General features: G+C 73.8%; 14 protein-coding genes. 8 read left to right on the forward strand and 6 right to left on the reverse strand.

The window, feature by feature from the left end:
* Positions 1-4 precede the first annotated feature (4 nt).
* Together KSP35_RS15130 and gluQRS are read right to left on the reverse strand one after the other, a co-directional pair.
* Positions 5-2,749, reverse strand: a complete 2,745-nt coding sequence (locus tag KSP35_RS15130; RefSeq protein WP_216996658.1) for a sigma-70 family RNA polymerase sigma factor — start codon at positions 2,747-2,749, stop codon at positions 5-7.
* A 166-nt stretch (positions 2,750-2,915) separates the two neighbouring features.
* Positions 2,916-3,830 carry a tRNA glutamyl-Q(34) synthetase GluQRS gene (gene gluQRS / locus KSP35_RS15135; RefSeq protein WP_216996659.1) on the reverse strand — a complete coding sequence of 305 codons (915 nt, stop codon included), beginning with the start codon at positions 3,828-3,830 and terminating at the stop codon, positions 2,916-2,918.
* Positions 3,831-3,926: 96 nt separating this feature from the next.
* Between gluQRS and KSP35_RS15140 the strand changes: the two genes are divergently transcribed.
* A complete protein-coding gene (locus tag KSP35_RS15140) occupies positions 3,927-5,516 on the forward strand; it encodes an MFS transporter (RefSeq protein WP_216996660.1) in 1,590 nt (529 codons plus the stop codon).
* Here the strand turns inward: KSP35_RS15140 and KSP35_RS15145 are convergent.
* Together KSP35_RS15145 and KSP35_RS15150 are read right to left on the reverse strand one after the other, a co-directional pair.
* Positions 5,488-5,790, reverse strand: coding sequence for an AzlD domain-containing protein (locus KSP35_RS15145; RefSeq protein ID WP_216996661.1), 303 nt, complete (start codon positions 5,788-5,790; stop codon positions 5,488-5,490). The two genes, KSP35_RS15140 and KSP35_RS15145, sit on opposite strands and share 29 nt — an antisense overlap.
* On the reverse strand, positions 5,787-6,521 hold the full coding sequence (locus KSP35_RS15150) for an AzlC family ABC transporter permease (protein ID WP_216996662.1): 735 nt from the start codon (positions 6,519-6,521) through the stop codon (positions 5,787-5,789). The genes KSP35_RS15145 and KSP35_RS15150 overlap by 4 nt, the downstream gene beginning before the upstream one ends.
* Positions 6,522-6,609: 88 nt before the next feature.
* Here KSP35_RS15150 and KSP35_RS15155 point away from each other — a divergent pair, with 88 nt between their 5' ends.
* The 4 genes from KSP35_RS15155 to KSP35_RS15170 all read left to right on the forward strand — a co-directional run bounded on the left by KSP35_RS15155 (position 6,610) and on the right by KSP35_RS15170 (position 10,661).
* Complete coding sequence (locus tag KSP35_RS15155; RefSeq protein WP_216996663.1) at positions 6,610-7,986, forward strand: branched-chain amino acid ABC transporter permease; 1,377 nt, start codon at positions 6,610-6,612, stop codon at positions 7,984-7,986.
* Complete coding sequence (locus KSP35_RS15160) at positions 7,983-8,960, forward strand: branched-chain amino acid ABC transporter permease (RefSeq protein WP_216996664.1); 978 nt, start codon at positions 7,983-7,985, stop codon at positions 8,958-8,960. Before KSP35_RS15155 ends, KSP35_RS15160 begins: the two co-directional genes overlap by 4 nt.
* Positions 8,961-8,976: 16 nt before the next feature.
* On the forward strand, positions 8,977-9,810 hold the full coding sequence (locus KSP35_RS15165) for an ABC transporter ATP-binding protein (protein ID WP_217002246.1): 834 nt from the start codon (positions 8,977-8,979) through the stop codon (positions 9,808-9,810).
* 122 nt (positions 9,811-9,932) lie between these two features.
* On the forward strand, positions 9,933-10,661 hold the full coding sequence (locus KSP35_RS15170; RefSeq protein ID WP_371748981.1) for an ABC transporter ATP-binding protein: 729 nt from the start codon (positions 9,933-9,935) through the stop codon (positions 10,659-10,661).
* Positions 10,662-10,734: 73 nt separating this feature from the next.
* On the opposite strand, the gene KSP35_RS15175 is transcribed toward KSP35_RS15170, so the two are convergent.
* Positions 10,735-12,123: an ABC transporter substrate-binding protein gene (locus KSP35_RS15175; protein ID WP_216996665.1), complete on the reverse strand. Its 1,389-nt coding sequence runs from the start codon at positions 12,121-12,123 to the stop codon at positions 10,735-10,737.
* A gap of 127 nt (positions 12,124-12,250) precedes the next feature.
* Here KSP35_RS15175 and KSP35_RS15180 point away from each other — a divergent pair, with 127 nt between their 5' ends.
* The gene (locus tag KSP35_RS15180) at positions 12,251-12,694 is read left to right on the forward strand and encodes an HNH endonuclease (protein ID WP_216996666.1); all 444 of its coding nucleotides are present in this window, start codon (positions 12,251-12,253) and stop codon (positions 12,692-12,694) included.
* A gap of 33 nt (positions 12,695-12,727) precedes the next feature.
* Here KSP35_RS15180 and KSP35_RS15185 read toward each other — a convergent pair whose 3' ends face one another.
* Entirely contained in the window at positions 12,728-13,969 is a 1,242-nt protein-coding gene (locus KSP35_RS15185) for a CaiB/BaiF CoA-transferase family protein (protein WP_254126791.1), read from the reverse strand.
* 158 nt (positions 13,970-14,127) lie between these two features.
* Here KSP35_RS15185 and KSP35_RS15190 point away from each other — a divergent pair, with 158 nt between their 5' ends.
* A complete protein-coding gene (locus KSP35_RS15190; protein ID WP_216996667.1) occupies positions 14,128-15,075 on the forward strand; it encodes a hypothetical protein in 948 nt (315 codons plus the stop codon).
* Positions 15,076-15,138: 63 nt separating this feature from the next.
* Complete coding sequence (locus KSP35_RS15195) at positions 15,139-17,010, forward strand: Na+/H+ antiporter (RefSeq protein WP_216996668.1); 1,872 nt, start codon at positions 15,139-15,141, stop codon at positions 17,008-17,010.

Consider the following 17,010-nt stretch of genomic DNA (forward strand, 5'->3'; position numbering starts at 1 on the left):
TGGGCTACTGGTCGACGGAGATGGCGACCACGCCCGGAAGGTACACGTCGGCGGTGCTGGTGAGACCGATCGTGGTGGAGGTGGCCCCAGCGGGCAGGACGCCGGACACGTCGAAGCGGTCGAGGTCGAGGCCGAGCAGGTTGCGAGCAGCGGGCACCAGGCCGTCGACCGAGCGGCCGAGCACCGCGGCGCTGGAGTTGAAGCTGTCGCCGGCGGGGTTGGCAGCATCGGTGATGGCCCGGCCCCCGACGGTGAGCTGGTCGCCGGTCAGCCCGCGGTCGCCCTCGTAGGTCACGACGTCGACGGTGGCCGACGCACCGGTGGAGGGCACGACGAAGCCGCCCACCGAGAAGGTGTCGGTGGGGCGCGGCGTGGCCGTGACCTCGCTCAACCCGTCGAGCACCACCACGCTGCGCAGCGGGGCGGCGGGATCGGCGCACACGACCACGAGCGACCAGCCGCCGAAGGTGTTGACCCCGGTGGCCAGCTGGGCCCCGCCGAAGGTCCACGAGCCGGCACCGCCCTGGGCCACGGCGTCGGTGACGTCGGCGACGGCCTGGTAGCCCGATGCGGTGCGGTCGACCCGCTCGGCGGCGATGGTGCTGACGAGGCCCCCCGGCGAGCGGAGCACGCCCTGGTCGACGGCTCCGGGGGCCGGCGCCGGCGCGCCGCCGACCCCGGGGTCGAGGGTGCCGCCCCAGTACAGCTGGGCCGAGAGCACCGACGAGCACGAGGGCAGCAGCAGCGGGGCCGACGAGGAGTTGGTGGTGGCCGGGTCGCCGTCGACGTCGACCGGAGCCATGGCGAAGTCGCCGTTCGTGCGGTCCGGCCCGAGGCCGGCCCGGGCGTCGGCGCAGCCGATCGCGGCGTCGGGGCAGCTGAGCAGCACGTTCCCGGCCGTGGCCACTGCGGCGTGGTCGACGGTGGCGTAGCGCGCCGCCATGCCGGTGGCCGAGACCGGCAGGGGCACCGACGGCGGGGTGGTGAGGTCGACCTGGTTGTCGATGCCCTGGACCGACCGGCCGACGGCCACCGTGGCTGCCGCGCTGGTGACCTGGACGGGGACGTAGAGCGTGGTCGACGCCCCCGGTGCCAGCTCGTCGACGGTGCAGGTGAGCCGCTGCGGGCTGGTGGCCACGCAGTCCCACGACCCACCGACCGCCCGGCTGGACGGGCCACCGGGGAGGTGCGGCAGGCCGCGCAGGACCATGTCCCGCAGGTCGATGACGGCCTCGACCTGGCGGGCCACCCCGGGGCCCTGGTTGGCGACGGTGGCGACGAGCACGCCCGGCCGACCGGCCACGAGGCCGCCGGCGCTGGTGACGACCATGGTCAGGCGAGACCGCTCGACGGGGATCGGGATCGTGGTCGGCGGCGTGGTGGGCGGCGGCACCGTGGCCGGTGGGGCGAGCGTGGTGGCCGGGCCCGTCGGCGTCCGGGTGCCGGGGGGCGCGGTGGTCGGAGGTGCCGGCGCCGTGGAGCCCGGCGACCGGGCGGGGGCCGAGCTGGAGGTGGGAGCGGCGCCGCCGGACGGGCGGCCCGGGGCCGGCACCTCGGTCGACGGGGTGGGGGCGGTGGCGACGTCGGCGTCGGAGGGGGCGGTGGTCGCCGCATCGCGGTGGCCCGGCCCGCCGGCCGCGGTGGGTTGCGAGACGGCGTCGGCGCGCTGGCCGGTGTCGAGGCGGTGCTCGGGCCGCCGGGCCACGAGGACGCCGGTGACCACGGCGACCGCCACGAGGGCAGCGGCCACGGCGACCACCCGGCCACGGCTGGCCGCTCGCCGCGCCTGGCGGGATGCGGCCGCTCCGGCGCCGCCCTTCGCCGCACCGCTCCCTGCGGCGGGTGCGCCAGCGGCGGCACCCGTCGCGCCGGGCCCGGTCCCCGCCGAGCCGGTCGCACCGGAGCCGGAAGCGCTGGCCGCCCCGCTGCCGACGGCGGCGGCGCCGATGGTGGGCAGGTGCAGCTCGGCGAGGTAGGCCACGCCAGCCGGACCGAGCAGGGCCACGGCCACCACGCTGCGCAGGGAGGTGTTCACGCTCGCCAGCTCGAGGTAGGCGGCACGGCACTCGTCGCAGGACTCGAGGTGGTCGGCGACCTGGGTGGACTGCGCGGGGGTGAGCCCGTCGCGCACGTAGGCGGCGAGCCGATCCCGGGTGGTCCGGCACTCCCGGGAGTCGGCCCCGCCGTTGGGCGCGTGCTGGCCGAGGTAGGCCTGCCGCAGGCCCTCGCGCGCCCGGTAGGCCAGCGCGGCGACGGCGTTGGGCTTGATCCCGAGCAGCTCGGCCACCTGCGCCGGCGACTGGCCCTCGACCTCGGTGTGCCAGAGCACCATGCGCCACCGCTCGGGCAGCGAGGCGAAGGCCGCAGCCGCGGTGTCGCGCTCGAAGCCCTCGACCACCGGGTCGACGTGCGGGGTGGTGGGCTCGTCGAGGTCGTACTCCACCGGCGCCTCCCGCTTCTCGCGATCGGTGCGGTCGTACGCGAGGCGGCGGATGGTGCTGAGGAGGTAGGGCCGGAAGGCGACCTCCGGGCCGCTGCCCCGTTGGAGCGCGGCGAGCACGCGGGCGAACCCCTCCGCCACCAGGTCGTCGGCGTCGGCGACGGATCGGCTCATGCGCCAGGCCAGGGCCCGGGCGGAGCCGGCGTGGCGCACGTGGAGCAGGCCGTACGCATCGTGGTCGCCCGCACGGGTGCGGCGGATGAGCGCGACGTCGGAGTCGTCGGCGTAGTCGAGGTCGGAGATGGCCAAGGCCAGGTACCAGGTCTTCGTGGGCGGGATGGAGACCGACGGTGGAGCTGGGGCGGGCCGGTCGAGGGTCGAGCCTAGGGCCCTCGGCACCTCTCGGGCAGGTTCAGCGCAGCCGAGATGGGCCGACGCACCCCCGCAGCGCGCCGAGGCCGCGGGGACGCCAGGCTCAGCCGCCGAGCAGCGCCGTCGACGGCACCCACGGCCCGGCGGGCACGGTCGTCCGATCGAAGCGGCGAGCGAGCTCGATGGGACGGCCGTCGCCCGGGTCCAGGCCGAGGCTGGCGGCGAGCAGCTCCCGCACGGCGTCAGCTGTCCGACCGACGGCCGCCTGGTCAGCCAGGGTCACGGCACCGTCGCGCTTGGCCAGCCGTCGGCCGTCCGGAGCCAGCACCAGCGGCAGGTGGGCGTAGGCGACGGCCGGCAGCCCGAGCAGGTCCGCCAGGTGGCGCTGGCGAGGGGCCGAGGACGCCAGGTCGTCGCCCCGCACCACCTGCTCCACCCCCTGCGCGGCGTCGTCGACCACGACGGCGAGGTTGTACGCCGGCACGCCGTCGTTGCGTCGCAGCACGACGTCGTCGACCGCCGCGGTGATCGTCCCGAGGAGGTCGTCGGCCACGGTCGCGCTGGCCACCTGGGCGCGGAGCCGCAAGGCCGGCGGTCGGCCGGTGGCGGCCCGCTCGGCGCGCCCGGCGGCATCGAGGTCGCGGCACGTCCCCGGGTAGGCGCCTTCGGGCACCGGACCGACGTGGGGCGCCGACGCCGCCTCCTGGATCTCCCGCCGGGTGCACCAGCAGGGATAGGTGAGCCCGGCGGCGTCGAGCTGGGCGATGGCCGCCTCGTAGCGGTCGAACCGGTCGCTCTGGCGCACCACCTCGCCGTCCCAGTCCAGGCCGAGGGCGGCCAGGTCGGCCAGCTGCGACGCCTCGTGGGCGGGGCTCGACTGCACCCGGTCGAGGTCCTCCATGCGCACGAGGAACCGGCTGCCGCTCGACCGGGCGAAGAGCCAGGCGGCCAGCGCGGTGCGCAGGTTGCCCAGGTGCAGGTCGCCGGTGGGGCTGGGTGCGAAGCGGCCGGTCGGCATGGCAGAGAGCATGCCGCCTCCGGCCGAGGCGGGGCGCGGGCCCGACCTCGCCGACGACCCGGCCCGCGACGACCGGGACCGCCGTACCCTGGGCGGGTGACGGAAGCGCCCGAGGTCGAACCGCTGCGATTCGGGACCGCAGCCGGTCGCTGGGCGCTCATCGGCACGGTGCTGGGCTCGGGCATGACCATGCTCGACGGCACGGTGGTCAACATCGCCCTCCCCCGCCTCGGCGAAGACCTCCACGCCGACTTCGCCGGCCTGCAGTGGGTGGTCAACGGCTACACGCTGGCGCTGGCGTCGCTGATCCTGCTCGGCGGCTCGCTGGGCGACCGCCTGGGCCGGCGCCGCATCTTCACCATCGGCGTCGTGTGGTTCACGGTCGCCTCGCTGGCGTGCGCGCTGGCCCCCACCATCGGCGTGCTGGTGGCCGCCCGCGTGCTGCAGGGCATCGGCGGGGCGCTGCTGGTGCCGGGCAGCCTGGCCATGCTGCAGGCCTCCTTCCACCCGGACGACCGGGCCCGAGCCATCGGTGCCTGGTCGGGCCTGGGCGGCATCACCACCGCGGTCGGCCCCTTCCTCGGCGGTTGGCTGGTGGGGGCGGCGTCGTGGCGCTGGATCTTCCTGCTGAACGTGCCGCTCGGTGCGGTGGTGCTCTACGTGGTGATCGTCCACCTGCCCGAGACCAGGGACCCCACCATCGAGGGACGGCTCGACCTCTTGGGCGCCGTGCTCGGCGCCGCCGGGCTGGCCGCCGTCACCTACGGGTTCATCGAGCGGAGCTTCCCGGTGGGTGGCGTCGGCGCCGCGCTGTCCGTGGCTTTCCTGGTGGCCGAGGCGCGCGAGGCGCACCCGATGCTGAGCCTCTCGGTGTTCCGGTCCCGCCAGTTCAGCGCCGCCAACGGCGTCACCTTCGTGCTCTACGGCGGCCTGGGCATGGCCCTGTTCCTCGTGGGGATCGTCCTCCAGGAGACCATGGCGTACTCGCCGCTCGAGGCGGGCACGGCCACCCTGCCCATCACCTTCGTCATGCTGGCCTTCTCGGCCCGGGCCGGCGGCCTGGCGCGCCGCATCGGCCCCCGCATCCCCATGACGGTCGGCCCGCTCGTGATGGGCGCCGGCCTCGTCCTCATGACCCGCATCGAGCCCGGCCGCAGCTACCAGGCGAGCGTGCTCCCGGCGCTGCTCGTGTTCTCCGGCGGCCTGGCGCTCACGGTCGCCCCGCTCACCGCCACCGCGCTGGCAGCGGCCGATGCCCGCCACGCCGGGCTGGCATCCGGGGTGAACAACGCCGTCGCCCGCACCGGCCAGCTGCTGGCGGTGGCCCTCATCCCGATCCTGGCCGGGTTCGCCGCCGGCGAGGCCGTGCCCCCCCGGCGAGCTGCTCGCCGGCTTCCACCGCGTGGTGCTCTACGCCGCAGCGGCGGTGGTCCTCGCCGGCTGCCTGTCATGGGCCTTCATCCGGGCCGACGTCCTGGAGGCGCCGGTCGCCGAGCCCGGCGCCGTGGGCGGCCCCAGCGAGGGGAGCGCCCCGACGAGCGCCGACGGGGAGCCCTGCGGCGCGGGGCCGGGCAAGCCCACCTACCACTGCGGAGCCACCGCACCGCCGCTCGCCCCCGACGAGACCCCCGCCGCCCTCGCCGACTGAACCGGTGGCTCAGCCCAGGGCCCGCACACCGGCGGTGACCGCGGCGCCCAGCAGGATGACCACCGGGAACGGGGCCCGACGCCAGGCCGCCACGATGGCCGCTCCCACGCCGGCGGCGCGGGCGTCGAGCACCCAGCGATCGTCGGTGGTGAGCGTCTGCACCGCGACGAGCGCCGGGAGCAGCGCCGCGGGGAGCAGCGCCACGCAGCGAGCCACCGGCGCCGGGAGCTCGCGCCCACCCAGCACCAAGACGCCCAGGGCCTTGAGGGCGTAGGCGCCGGCGGCCAGGACGAAGATGGCCAGCCAGCTCATGCCGAGGCCGCCCGCTGGCCATCGGCGGGCGCGGTGCCGGGGTGGCGCAGGCCGAGCAGCACCGCCAGGGCCGCGGCGAGCACCGGCACGCCCACCGGCGCGACCGGCACCAGCACCAGGGCCAGCGCCACGCCGGCAGCGGCCACCACCCGGCCCTCGAACTTGGCCAGGTGCGGGACCACCAGGGCCACGAACCCGGCCGGGAAGGCGGCATCGAGCCCGTAGGTCTCGGGGTTGCCGATGGCGTCGCCACCCAGGGCGCCGAGCAAGGTCCCCAGGTTCCAGAACACGAACACCGATGCCCCGGCCAACCAGAAGCCCCGCCGTCGGTCCGCCGGCGTGCGCTGGGCCGAGGCCATGGCCGTCGACTCGTCGATCACCAGCTGCGCGCCCAGCAGGCGGGTGGGCAGCCGCCCCCGGATCACGTCCGACATGGCCAGCCCGTACGCCGCGTTGCGCGCCGCCAGCAGCAGCGCGCTGCCCAGCGCAGCGGCGGTCGAGCCGCCGGAACCGATCACGCCGACCACCGCGAACTGCGACGCGCCCGTGAAGACCAGCAGGGACATGGCGCAGGCCTGGGCCGCCGTCAGCCCGCTGGCCACCGCCAGCACGCCGAAGGAGATCCCGAACAGGCCGACCGCCAACCCGAGCACGAGGCTGCCGACCAGGGGGTCGGGAGGCGGGCCGACGGGAGCACCATCGACCGGCGGAGGAGGGGTGGCATCCGGCATCGGAACCGGGACCGTACCGGCGGCACCGCCCACGCATCCGAGGATCGGACACATCGGACCTGGGACGATCACTAGGGTCACCCGCCACATGGACCTCGCTCGCTCCTTGCGCAACCCCCGGGTGCTGTTGCTCCTGCTGGCGCTGGGCGTGCTGTGGCCGGGCACGGCGGCCGGAGCCCAGACCCCCACCACCAAGCCGGCGGCCGACGGCGTCACCGCCGCCGACGAGGCCAAGTGCAAGTTCACCAAGCAGGAGGCCATAGAGGCCAACGGCGGCCCGCTGGGGCCGTCGATCTGGGGCCGGCTGTGCCAGGTGATCGACGGCAAGGCCACCTTCGCCAAGGGAGCCACCATCACCGTCAGCCAGGGCGGCAAGGAGATCGCCGACGACACCACGGGGGCGGACGGCGTGTTCGTGGTCACCATCCCCGGCAACGGCACCTACCAGGTGGCGCTCGACCCCAAGACGCTGCCCAAGGGCTTCTCGCTCACCGACGAGGACCGCGCCGTGCTCAGCAACGTCCAGGTCAACCTGGGCGACCAGCAGTCCACCTTCCGCCTCGGCGAGGACGACCGCGGCCAGCGGGACCTCTCCGACTACGCCACCACCGTCGCCAAGGGCGTCCGCCTCGGCCTGATCCTGGCGGTGGCAGCCGTCGGGCTCTCCCTGGTCTACGGCGTCACCGGCCTCACCAACTTCGCCCACGCCGAGCTGGTCACCTGGGGCGCCATCGCCACCTACCTGGCCAACTCCGCGGGCGTGCCGTTCTGGCTGGCCGTCCCCATCGGGATGGTCGCCGGCGCCGTGGCCGGCCTGGCCAACGACCGGGCGATCTGGGCCCCGCTCCGGAAGCGGCGCATGGCGCTGCTCTCGATGATGGTCGTCTCGATCGGCCTCAGCACCGCGGTGCGCAACCTCTTCCAGGTGGCCTACGGCCCCGCCGGCAAGCGGTACACCGCCGCGAGCGGCCAGCTCGAGCGCTCCTACGGGCCCTTCCGGCTCACCCCCAACGACGTGATCATCATGGTGATCTGCGTGGCGGTGCTGATCGGGATGACCGTCCTGCTGCGCTCCACCCGGCTGGGCACCGCCATCCGGGCGGTGGCCGACAACGCCGATCTGGCCGCCTCCTCCGGCATCGCCGTCGACCGCATCATCACCACCGTGTGGGTGATCTGCGGCGCCCTCGCCGCCCTCGGCGGCACGCTCTACGGGCTCACGATCAACGTGAAGTTCGACATGGGCTTCGTCCTGCTGCTGTCGATGTTCGCCGCCATCGTCCTGGGTGGCCTGGGCAACGCCTACGGCGCGGTGCTCGGGGCCCTGGTGATCGGCGTGGTGCAGGAGACCAGCGGCCTGTTCATCGACACCGCCTACAAGTTCGTGGTGGCCCTGCTGGTGCTGATCCTGGTGCTGCTGGTCCGGCCCCAAGGCATCCTCGGACAACGGGAGCGCTTCGGATGAGTTGGCTGAGCATCCTCGCCCTGGCCCTGCAGACCGCCATCGGGTTCCAGGGAGCGTCCTACGCCCTGGCCGCCGCCGGCCTCAACCTGCACTTCGGGTACACCGGCCTGTCGAACTTCGGCCACGTCGGGTTCCTGCTGGTCGGTGCCTACGGCATGGCCATCTCCGCCGATCAGGGCTGGTCCATCTGGGTCGGCTTCGGCGTCGGCATCGCCGCCTCGGTGGTCTTGGGGCTGCTGCTCGGCATCCCCACGCTCCGCTTGCGCGGCGACTACCTCGCCATCGTCACCATCGCCAGCGCCGAGATCCTGCGCCTGGTGGCCAACGCCCGCCCCAGCGAACCGCTCACCGGCGGCTCGCGCGGGATCGGCAGCCTCACCAGCCGACTGGGCTTCTTCGACCCGAGCTTCATCCCCGAGGGCACCTACGGCGTCGGCAAGTCGTTCGTGTTCACCGACCGCCAGCTGTGGGCGATGTTGGTGTGCTGGGGGCTGGTCCTGGTGGTCACGCTCCTGCTCCGGGGGCTGGTGCGCAGCCCGTGGGGCCGGGTCCTGCGGGCCATCCGGGAGGACGAGGACGCGGCTCGGGCCCTGGGCAAGAACGTGGTCGTGTTCAAGCTGCAGTCGTTCGTGCTGGGCGGGGCCATCGGCGCCCTGGCCGGTGCGCTCATCGTGCTCAACGCCGGCAGCGTCAGCCCCACCCGCTGGATCGCCCCGTTCACCTTCGCCCTCTACACGGTGGTCATCCTGGGTGGCGCGGGCACGGTGTGGGGCCCGATCGTCGGCGCCGTCGTCTACTGGTTCGTGCTCGACCTGGCCGACGGCGTGCTCAACAACCTCTGGTTCGACGTCAGCGACACCAGCGCCGGCGCCATCCGCCTGGCCATCATGGGCGTCGGCCTCATGGCGCTGATGGTCTTCCGACCTCAGGGCATCCTGGGCTCGAAGAAGGAGATGCTCGCCAGTGGCCGCTGAGCTCCGCACCGACGCCATGGCCGCCCTCGACCTCGTCGAGGCCACCGTCGGCGTGGCCAAGCCGGACTCCATCCTGGTGGCCGACGACGTCACCCGTCGCTACGGGGGGCTCACCGCGGTGGAGGTCGACCACCTCGAGGTGCCCCGGGGCGTCATCACCGCCCTGATCGGGCCCAACGGCGCCGGCAAGACCACCTTCTTCAACCTGCTGTGCGGCTTCGACCGGGCGGACACCGGCAGCTGGAGCTTCGACGGCCAGCGCGCCGACGGGGCCAAGGCCCACGTGCTGGCCCAGCGCGGCATGGTCCGCACCTTCCAGCTCACCAAGACCCTGGGCCGCATGACCGTGCTCGACAACATGCTGCTGGCCGGGCGCCCCCAGGGCGGCGAGCACCTCCTGCGGGCGCTGTGGCGGGGCTCCTGGCGCCAGCAGGAGGCCGACCACGTCACCAAGGCCTACGACCTGTTGGCTCGGTTCAAGCTCGACAAGCTCACCGACGAGTACGCCGCCGGCCTCTCCGGCGGGCAGCGCAAGCTGCTGGAGATGGCCCGGGCCCTCATGACCGACCCCTCGCTGGTCATGCTCGACGAGCCCATGGCCGGCGTGAACCCGGCGCTCACCCAGAGCCTCCTGGGCCACGTCACCGCCCTCCGCGACGAGGGCATGTCGATCCTGTTCGTGGAGCACGACATGGACGTGATCATGACGATCAGCGACTGGGTGGTGTGCATGGCCGGGGGCCGCATCATCGCCGAGGGGCGCCCCGCGGACATCGCCGGCAACGCCGCGGTCATCGAGGCCTACCTGGGCATCGACCACGGCGCCTCCACCACCGGGACGATCTCGTGACCGACGCCCCCACCCCATCGGGCCCGACCGGCGACGACCGCCTGGTCGGCGCCGAGCTGGCCGGTGCCGTCCCCACGCCGGACCGCCCCGAGCCGGTCGTCGCCGGCGACCCGCGGGCGGCGGTGGGCGAGGTCCTGCTGCAGGCCGAGGGCCTGGTGGCCGGCTACCTCCCCGGCGTCGACATCCTCAACGGCGCCACCCTCGAGCTCCACCGAGGCGAGCTGGTCGGCATCATCGGCCCCAACGGCGCCGGCAAGTCGACGCTGATCAAGGCCCTCTTCGGCCTGGTCCCCATCCGCTCGGGCCGCGTCCTGCTCGACGGCGAGGACATCACCTCCAGGCCGGCCCACGAGTTGGTCGAGCGCGGCGTGGGCTACGTGCCCCAGACCAAGAACGTCTTCCCGTCGCTCACCGTCGAGGAGAACCTGCGGATGGGCATGTACGTCCAGCCCAGCCGCTTCGCCGAGCGCTTCGAGGCCGTCGTCGAGCTGTTCCCGCTGCTCGCCGATCGCCGCCGCCAGCGCGCCGGGCTGCTCTCCGGCGGCCAGCGCCAGATGGTGGCCATGGGTCGGGCGCTCATGACCGACCCGTCGGTCCTGCTGCTCGACGAACCGTCGGCCGGGCTCTCCCCCATCAACCAGGACGAGGTCTTCGCCCGGATCGACCAGGTGAAGCGGGCGGGCGTCTCGGTCGTCATGGTCGAGCAGAACGCCCGCAAGTGCCTGCTGATCGCCGACACCGCGTTCGTGCTCGACCAGGGCCGCAACGCCCACTCCGGGTCCGGCCAGGACCTGCTGGACGACCCCACGGTCATCCAGCTCTACCTCGGCACCCTGGCCCACGACCTCTGAGGCCGGACGCGGGAGGGGCGGGGCCTCGCGGCCCCGCCCCCCTCACGGCTCGTCGAGCGGTGGAACGGGTCGGCTAGGAGCCGACCACCACCTGCTCGTCGGTCTTGTAGGTCCCGTCGTCACCGTAGGTGTAGACGTCGTAGGAGCCGGCGGACGGCTCACCCACCGCGGTGAAGTCGAGGGCGCCAGAGGCGCCTTCGTAGTTGATGTCCTTGCCGTCGGCCAGCAGGTCCTTGCACTCCTTGTAGGTGCTGCACTTGGTGGCGTCGGCCGACTCACCCTTGGAGACGTTGGTCATCTCCTTGGCGATGTCGAACGGTGCGTCGGACTTGGCCTTCTCCGCCGCCAGGGCGAAGAGGATGACGCAGTCGAAGGACTGGGCCGAGTAGATCGGCGACTTGACCTCGGGAGCGAAGGCGGCGAAGCCCTTGGGGAAGAAGGCCGCGCCGTTCTCCGGAGCGGCCGAGGCCGCGGTGCCCCGGATGCCGGCGGTGATGTCCTTCTTGGAGGCGTCGACGGCCTCGTACAGGGTGTTCGACTGCATGCCGTCGGTGACGTACACGGTCACCTTGGACAGGTCGACGCCCTGCTTGAGCATCTCGGCGACGACCTTGCCGCCGTCCTCCGGGTAGCCGATGAGCACCACGGCGTCGGGCTCGCTGCCGACGACCTTCTCGACCTCGGAGTCGATGCCGGTGCCGGTCTCGTCGTAGGTCACGTCGGCCACGACCTTGGCGCCGCTGTCGGTGAGCGCCGGGTCGAGGAAGCGGACGAAGCCGGTGCCGTAGTCGGTGTTCTGGGCGATGATGGCCACGTTCTGGTTGCCGTCATCGGTCACGACCTTGGCCAGGGCCTGCGCCTGCAGGTTGTCCGGGGGCGGGGTGCGGAAGTACAGGCCCTTGTCGTCGGCCTGGGAGAGGTCGCTGCCGGTGTTCGACGGCGAGCACTCCGCGGTGCCGCTGGACACCACGCTGTCGAGGATGGCCTTGGTGGTGCCGGACGGGGCCGCACCGACGAGGGCGTCGATGCCGTCGTTGTTGACCAGGCTCTCGGCGTTGGTGAGCGCCAGGGCGTCGTCGCCGCCGCCGCCGTCGTCCTTGACCTCGAGGGTGACGTCCTTGCCGAGCACGCCGCCGGCCTTGTTGATCTCCTCGACGGCGTACTTGGCGCCGGAGATCATGGGCGGGCCGAGCTGGGCCAGGTTGCCGGACTGGGGCAGCACGGCGCCGAGCTGCAGGGTGCCGTCACCCTCCTTGCGCCCACCGTTGTCGGCCGGGTCGACCCCGGCGGCGGTGGTGGTGGTCGCCTCGTCCCCAGTTGTGGTGGTGGCGTCGCCCTTGGCCGTCGTGGTGGTCTTGTCGGACGCACCGTCGCTCTTGCTGTCGCTGCCGCAGGCGGCGAGTAGCAGCGCCGCGCTGATCGCGACGGCTCCGAGCCGCGCGCTCTTGCTCGTGGTTCGCATGGATCTCCCTGTTGTTCTGCTGTGTCGAAGGTTCGCTTTGGGCGAAATGTAGGCTTTTCCCTGGTGCGGTGCCGACGAAGCGTGCGCTCGACGGCGACGGGCCCCGATGTCGGTACCGTCCCTGGCCATGGAGGACGCGGGCGACAGCCAGCACCAAGAGGCCCGAACCGCCCGGCTGGAGCGGATCCTGCGGCGCGACGGCCCGGCGTGCGTGTGGTGCGGACGGCGGCTGGGCGACCCGTTGGTGCCCGCCACCACCGAGCACGTCGTGCCCCGGGTGAAGGGCGGGCCGTCCTGGATCGAGAACGAGGTCGCGGCCTGCAAGCGCTGCAACGGCGAGCGCGGCCACCGCACCCCCGCCGAGTGGCTCGACGAGTGCGAGCGTCGCGGCTGGGACCCGTCGCCCAAGCTGATCATCGCCAGCCTCGAGCGGCTGGCCCAGGCGATCGAGCGCCGCGGCGGCCAGCGCCGGGCCCGGCCCTACCTGGCCAGCCAGCTCCGCCGCCTCCACCGCCGTTCGCCGTACATCCCCCGCATCGAGGTGCGCGGCGCCCCCGACCGCCCGGCCTGAGGCGGAGGCTCGCCGCCGCCGGGGGCCGTGGGCTCAGCCGATGGCACCCGCCTCGCGGAGCTCGGCCAGCCGGGCGTCGTCGTAGCCCAGCTCGGCGGCCAGGACCTCGTCGGTGTGCTCGCCCAGCCAGGGGATGCGGGTCTCGGGGCCCTCGGCCACGTCGCTGAGCTTCACCGGGTTGCCGGGGATCAGCACCGGCTGGTCGACGCCGTCGGTGCGGGGCAGCTCCACCAGCATGTTGCGCGCGGCGACGTGCTCGTCGTGGACCACCTCCTCGTCGGAGTAGCAGGGCCCCGCGGCCACGCCGATGGCGGCGAGGGCGTCGCACGCCTCGACCTTGGTCTTGTCGGCCGCCCACGCCTCGATGGCCGGCCGGAGCACGTCGTCGAGGTGGTCGATCCAGCCTTGGCGGTCGGCGAAGCGCTCGTCGGTGGCCCACTCGGGGTGCCCGATGGCCTCCACCAGCTTGGCGAACTGGTTCTCCCGACCGACCTGGACGATGAACCAGCCGTCGCCGGCCCGGAAGCCGTGCATGATCAGCGGCCCCAGCTGGCCGTTGCGCAGCCCGAGGCTCCAGAAGTTGGGCACGAGGTCGGTGATCGCCACCATGGCGTCGAGCATGGCGATGTCGACCCGCTGGCCACGGCCGGTGGCGTCGCGGTGGCGCAGGGCGGCGAGCACGCCGATGGTGGCGAACAGCGCCGAGCCGATGTCGCCCAGGCCGCCCATGGGCGCCACCATCGGGGGCTCGTCGCCCTGGCGCTTGAACTCGTAGATGCCCGACATGGCTTCGGCGATGGGGGCGTAGGCCGGCCAGCGGTCGTACGGCGAGCCGGAGGAGCCGAACCCGTTCACCGACAGGTAGATGGTGCGGGGCGCCACCGCGGCGATCGCCTCGTAGCCGAGGCCCAGGCGCTCCAGGGCGCCGGCCTTGGAGTTCTCGGCCACGATGTCGAACTTGGGCGCCAGGTCCAGCACGAGCTGGCGGCCCTCGGCCGTCTTGAGGTCGACGCAGATCGAGCGCTTGTTCAGGTTGTTGCGCAGGAAGGTGGCGCCCACCGAGCGGCCGTCGGGGTCGGTCATGGCCGGCAGGGAGCCCCGGCCGGAGTCGCCGCCCTTGGGGTGCTCGACCTTCACCACGTCGGCGCCCAGGCGGGCCAGCAGCTGGGTGGCCCACGGCAGGGCCTGCATCTGCTCCAGCGCCAGCACCCGCACCCCGTCGAGGGGCTTGCCGAACCCCGCCGCTGCCTCGTTGGCCACATCCCCGAGCTGCACCGCTGCCTCCAACGATCCGATTCCTGACGACCCGTCAGGCTAGGGGGTGGCCGAGGGCGCGACGACGTGCCACCCCCTGGCGAGCGCCGTCGACGGCCTCGGTCGCCATACGGTGGACCCGAGGCCCACCGATCCCCGAGGCAGGAGCGACGAGCGGCATGGCGGAGCACGACGAAGCGGTCCAGGCCCGGGTGGAGGCCGCCGTGGCGGCCGCCCGGGAGCGCGACAGCCTGGTGGCCCGGGCTGCGGAAGCCGCCAAGCAGGTCCGGGCCGCCGGCGCCCAGGTCGCCCACGCCCGCTTGGCCCTCGCGGCCGAGGACGAGCAGGTGGCCAAGCTGTCGTCGTTCTCGCTGACCCGGATCGTCGCCGGCATCCGCGGCACCAGGGACGCCGACCTGAGCCGGGAGGAGGCCGAGCGCGAGGCCGCCCGCTTCGCGGTCGCCACCGCCGAGTCGCGCCGCGACGCCGCGTCCCGGGAGGCCGCCGCGCTCCAGGGCCGAGTCGCCGCGCTCGGCGACGCGGAGACCGAGCTGGGCCTGGCCCTCGCCGCCAAGGAGGCGTGGCTGGCCACCACCCAGCAGCCCGGCGCCGAGCGGTTGGTCGCCATCGCCGCCCGCCGCGGGGCCATCGCCGCCGAGCTGCGCGAGGGCTACGAGGCCACCACCGCCGGGCAGGTGGCCGAGGACCTCCTCGCCCGGGCGGCGAAGCAGCTGGGGAGCGCGGAGAGCTGGAGCGCCTACGACACCTGGTTCGGGGGCGGCATGTTCTCCAGCGCCATCAAGCACGACCACATGGACCTGGCGTCGTCGCTGGTGCGCCAGGCCGATGGCGCGCTGCTGCGGCTCCAGCAGGAGCTGGCCGACGTCGGCCGGTCCGGCGTGGCCCAGCTGCAGATGGGCTCCTGGGAGCGCACCTTCGACGTGTTCTTCGACAACATCTTCACCGACCTCAAGGTGCGGGACCGGGTGAAGGGCGCCGTCCAGAAGGTCCACGACGCCCGGGTGGCCGTGCGCCGCACGATGCAGGACCTGGCGCAGCACGCCAACGCGCTCACCGCCGAGCTCGACGCCCTCGAGCAGGAGCGCCGAGCCCTCCTCGCCGGCTGAGCCCGGGACCCAGCCGGCCCCCTCGGCGCGGCAACCGCCCCGGCTCCTGCCACACTTCGCCCGATGGACCTGGCCTTCGACCTCATCGCCCTCGTGGTGGTGGTCACCGCGGTCGGCGGGTTGGCGCGGCGCTGGAGCCTGCCGGGACCGCTGCTCCTGCTGGTGGTCGGCATCGGCGGCTCCTTCCTCCCCCGCTTCGAGGGCTTCACGCTCGACCCCGACCTCGTCCTCGTCGGGCTGCTCCCCCCGCTGCTCTACGCCGCCGCCGTGCGCACCTCGCTGCTCGACCTGCGCCACAACATCCGTCCCATCGCCTCGCTCTCGGTCGGCCTGGTGGTGGCCACCACCCTGGGCGTGGGCTACGTGGTGTGGTGGCTGCTACCGGTGCCGCTGGCCGCCGCCTTCGCCCTCGGTGCCGTGGTGGCGCCGCCGGACGCGGTGGCCGCCACCGCCATCGCCCGGCGGGTGGGGCTGCCCCGGCGGATCGTCACCATCCTCGAGGGCGAGGGCCTGGTCAACGACGCGACCGCCCTGGTCTGCCTCGGTGCGGCCATCACCGCGATCACCGGCCACATCAGCGCCCTGGAGATCAGCCGCGAGTTCGCCGTCTCGGCGGTGGGCGGCACCGCGGTGGGCGTGCTGGTGGCCGTGGCCGTCGGCAAGGTCCGGGCCCACGTCGACGACGTGCTGACCCAGACCTCGATCTCGCTGGTCACGCCGTTCCTGGCCTACCTGGTGGCGGAGGAGGTCCACGCATCGGGGGTGCTGGCGGTGGTGATCACCGGCCTGATCCTCGGCCACAAGGCGACGCTGCTGCAGTCGGCGTCCTCGCGCCTCTTCGAGCGGTCGAACTGGTCCACCATCGAGTTCCTGCTCGAGAACGCGGTGTTCCTCCTCATCGGCTTGCAGGTGCGCTCGATCCTCTCCGGCGTCGGCGACAGCGAGCTGAGCGCCGGCCGCATCGCCCTGGCCGCCGTCGCCACGTTCGGCGCCGTCGTGGTGCTCCGGGCGCTCTGGGTCTTCGCCTCGGTCGGGTTCCTCCGGCGGGGCGTCGCCGACGACGAGGACGCCGCTGCCACGTTCTCCTGGCAGGGCACCACCGTGGTCGCGTGGGCCGGCATGCGCGGCGTGGTCACCCTCGCCGCAGCGTTCGTCCTCCCCGAGGAGACGCCGCATCGCGAGGTGCTGGTGCTGATGGCCTTCGTGGTGGCCGCAGCGTCGCTGCTCCTCGAGGGCTCGTCGCTCCCCATGCTCGTCGCCCGCCTCGGCCTGGCTGCGCCGGACCACCACGAGGACGCCCTCCAGGCCGCTGCGGTCTACCAGCGGGCCGCCACCGCCGGCCTGGCCGAGCTCGACGCGCTCGACCTCAGCGAGGTGGCCCCCGAGGTCGTCGGCCGCCTGCGCCGCCGCTCGCTGGAGCGGGCCGACTCCGTCTGGGAGCGCCTGGGCGGCAGCGACGAGACGCCGAGCCAGGCCTACGCCCGCCTTCGCGCCCAGATGCTGGCGGTCGAGCGGGCCGAGGTCCTGCGCATCCGCTCCACCGGGACCGTCCCCCACGAGGTCCTCCAGCAGGTGCTCGACGCCCTCGACGTCGAGGAGAGCGTGCTCGAGCTGGCCCACCCCTCGTCCACCGCCGAGCGCGAGGTCGACCTGCAGGCACCCGGCACCGGCTCGGGCTGCGAGCACCTCGTCGCTGCCAGCGAACAGCCGATCCCGGCGCCCCTGACCCCGACCGGTTGCGAGGAGTGCCTCCGCGACGGCACCCCGTGGGTCCACTTGCGGCTCTGCCTCGCGTGCGGCCACGTGGGCTGCTGCGACTCCAGCGTCGGCAACCACGCCACGCACCACTTCGAGGGCAGCGGACACCCCGTCATGCGCAGCTTCGAGCTCGGCGAAGCCTGGCGCTGGTGCTACGAGGACGACCTCCTCGGCTGA

The organism is Aquihabitans sp. G128, assembly GCF_019048865.1.
Lineage (GTDB): Bacteria > Actinomycetota > Acidimicrobiia > Acidimicrobiales > Iamiaceae > Aquihabitans.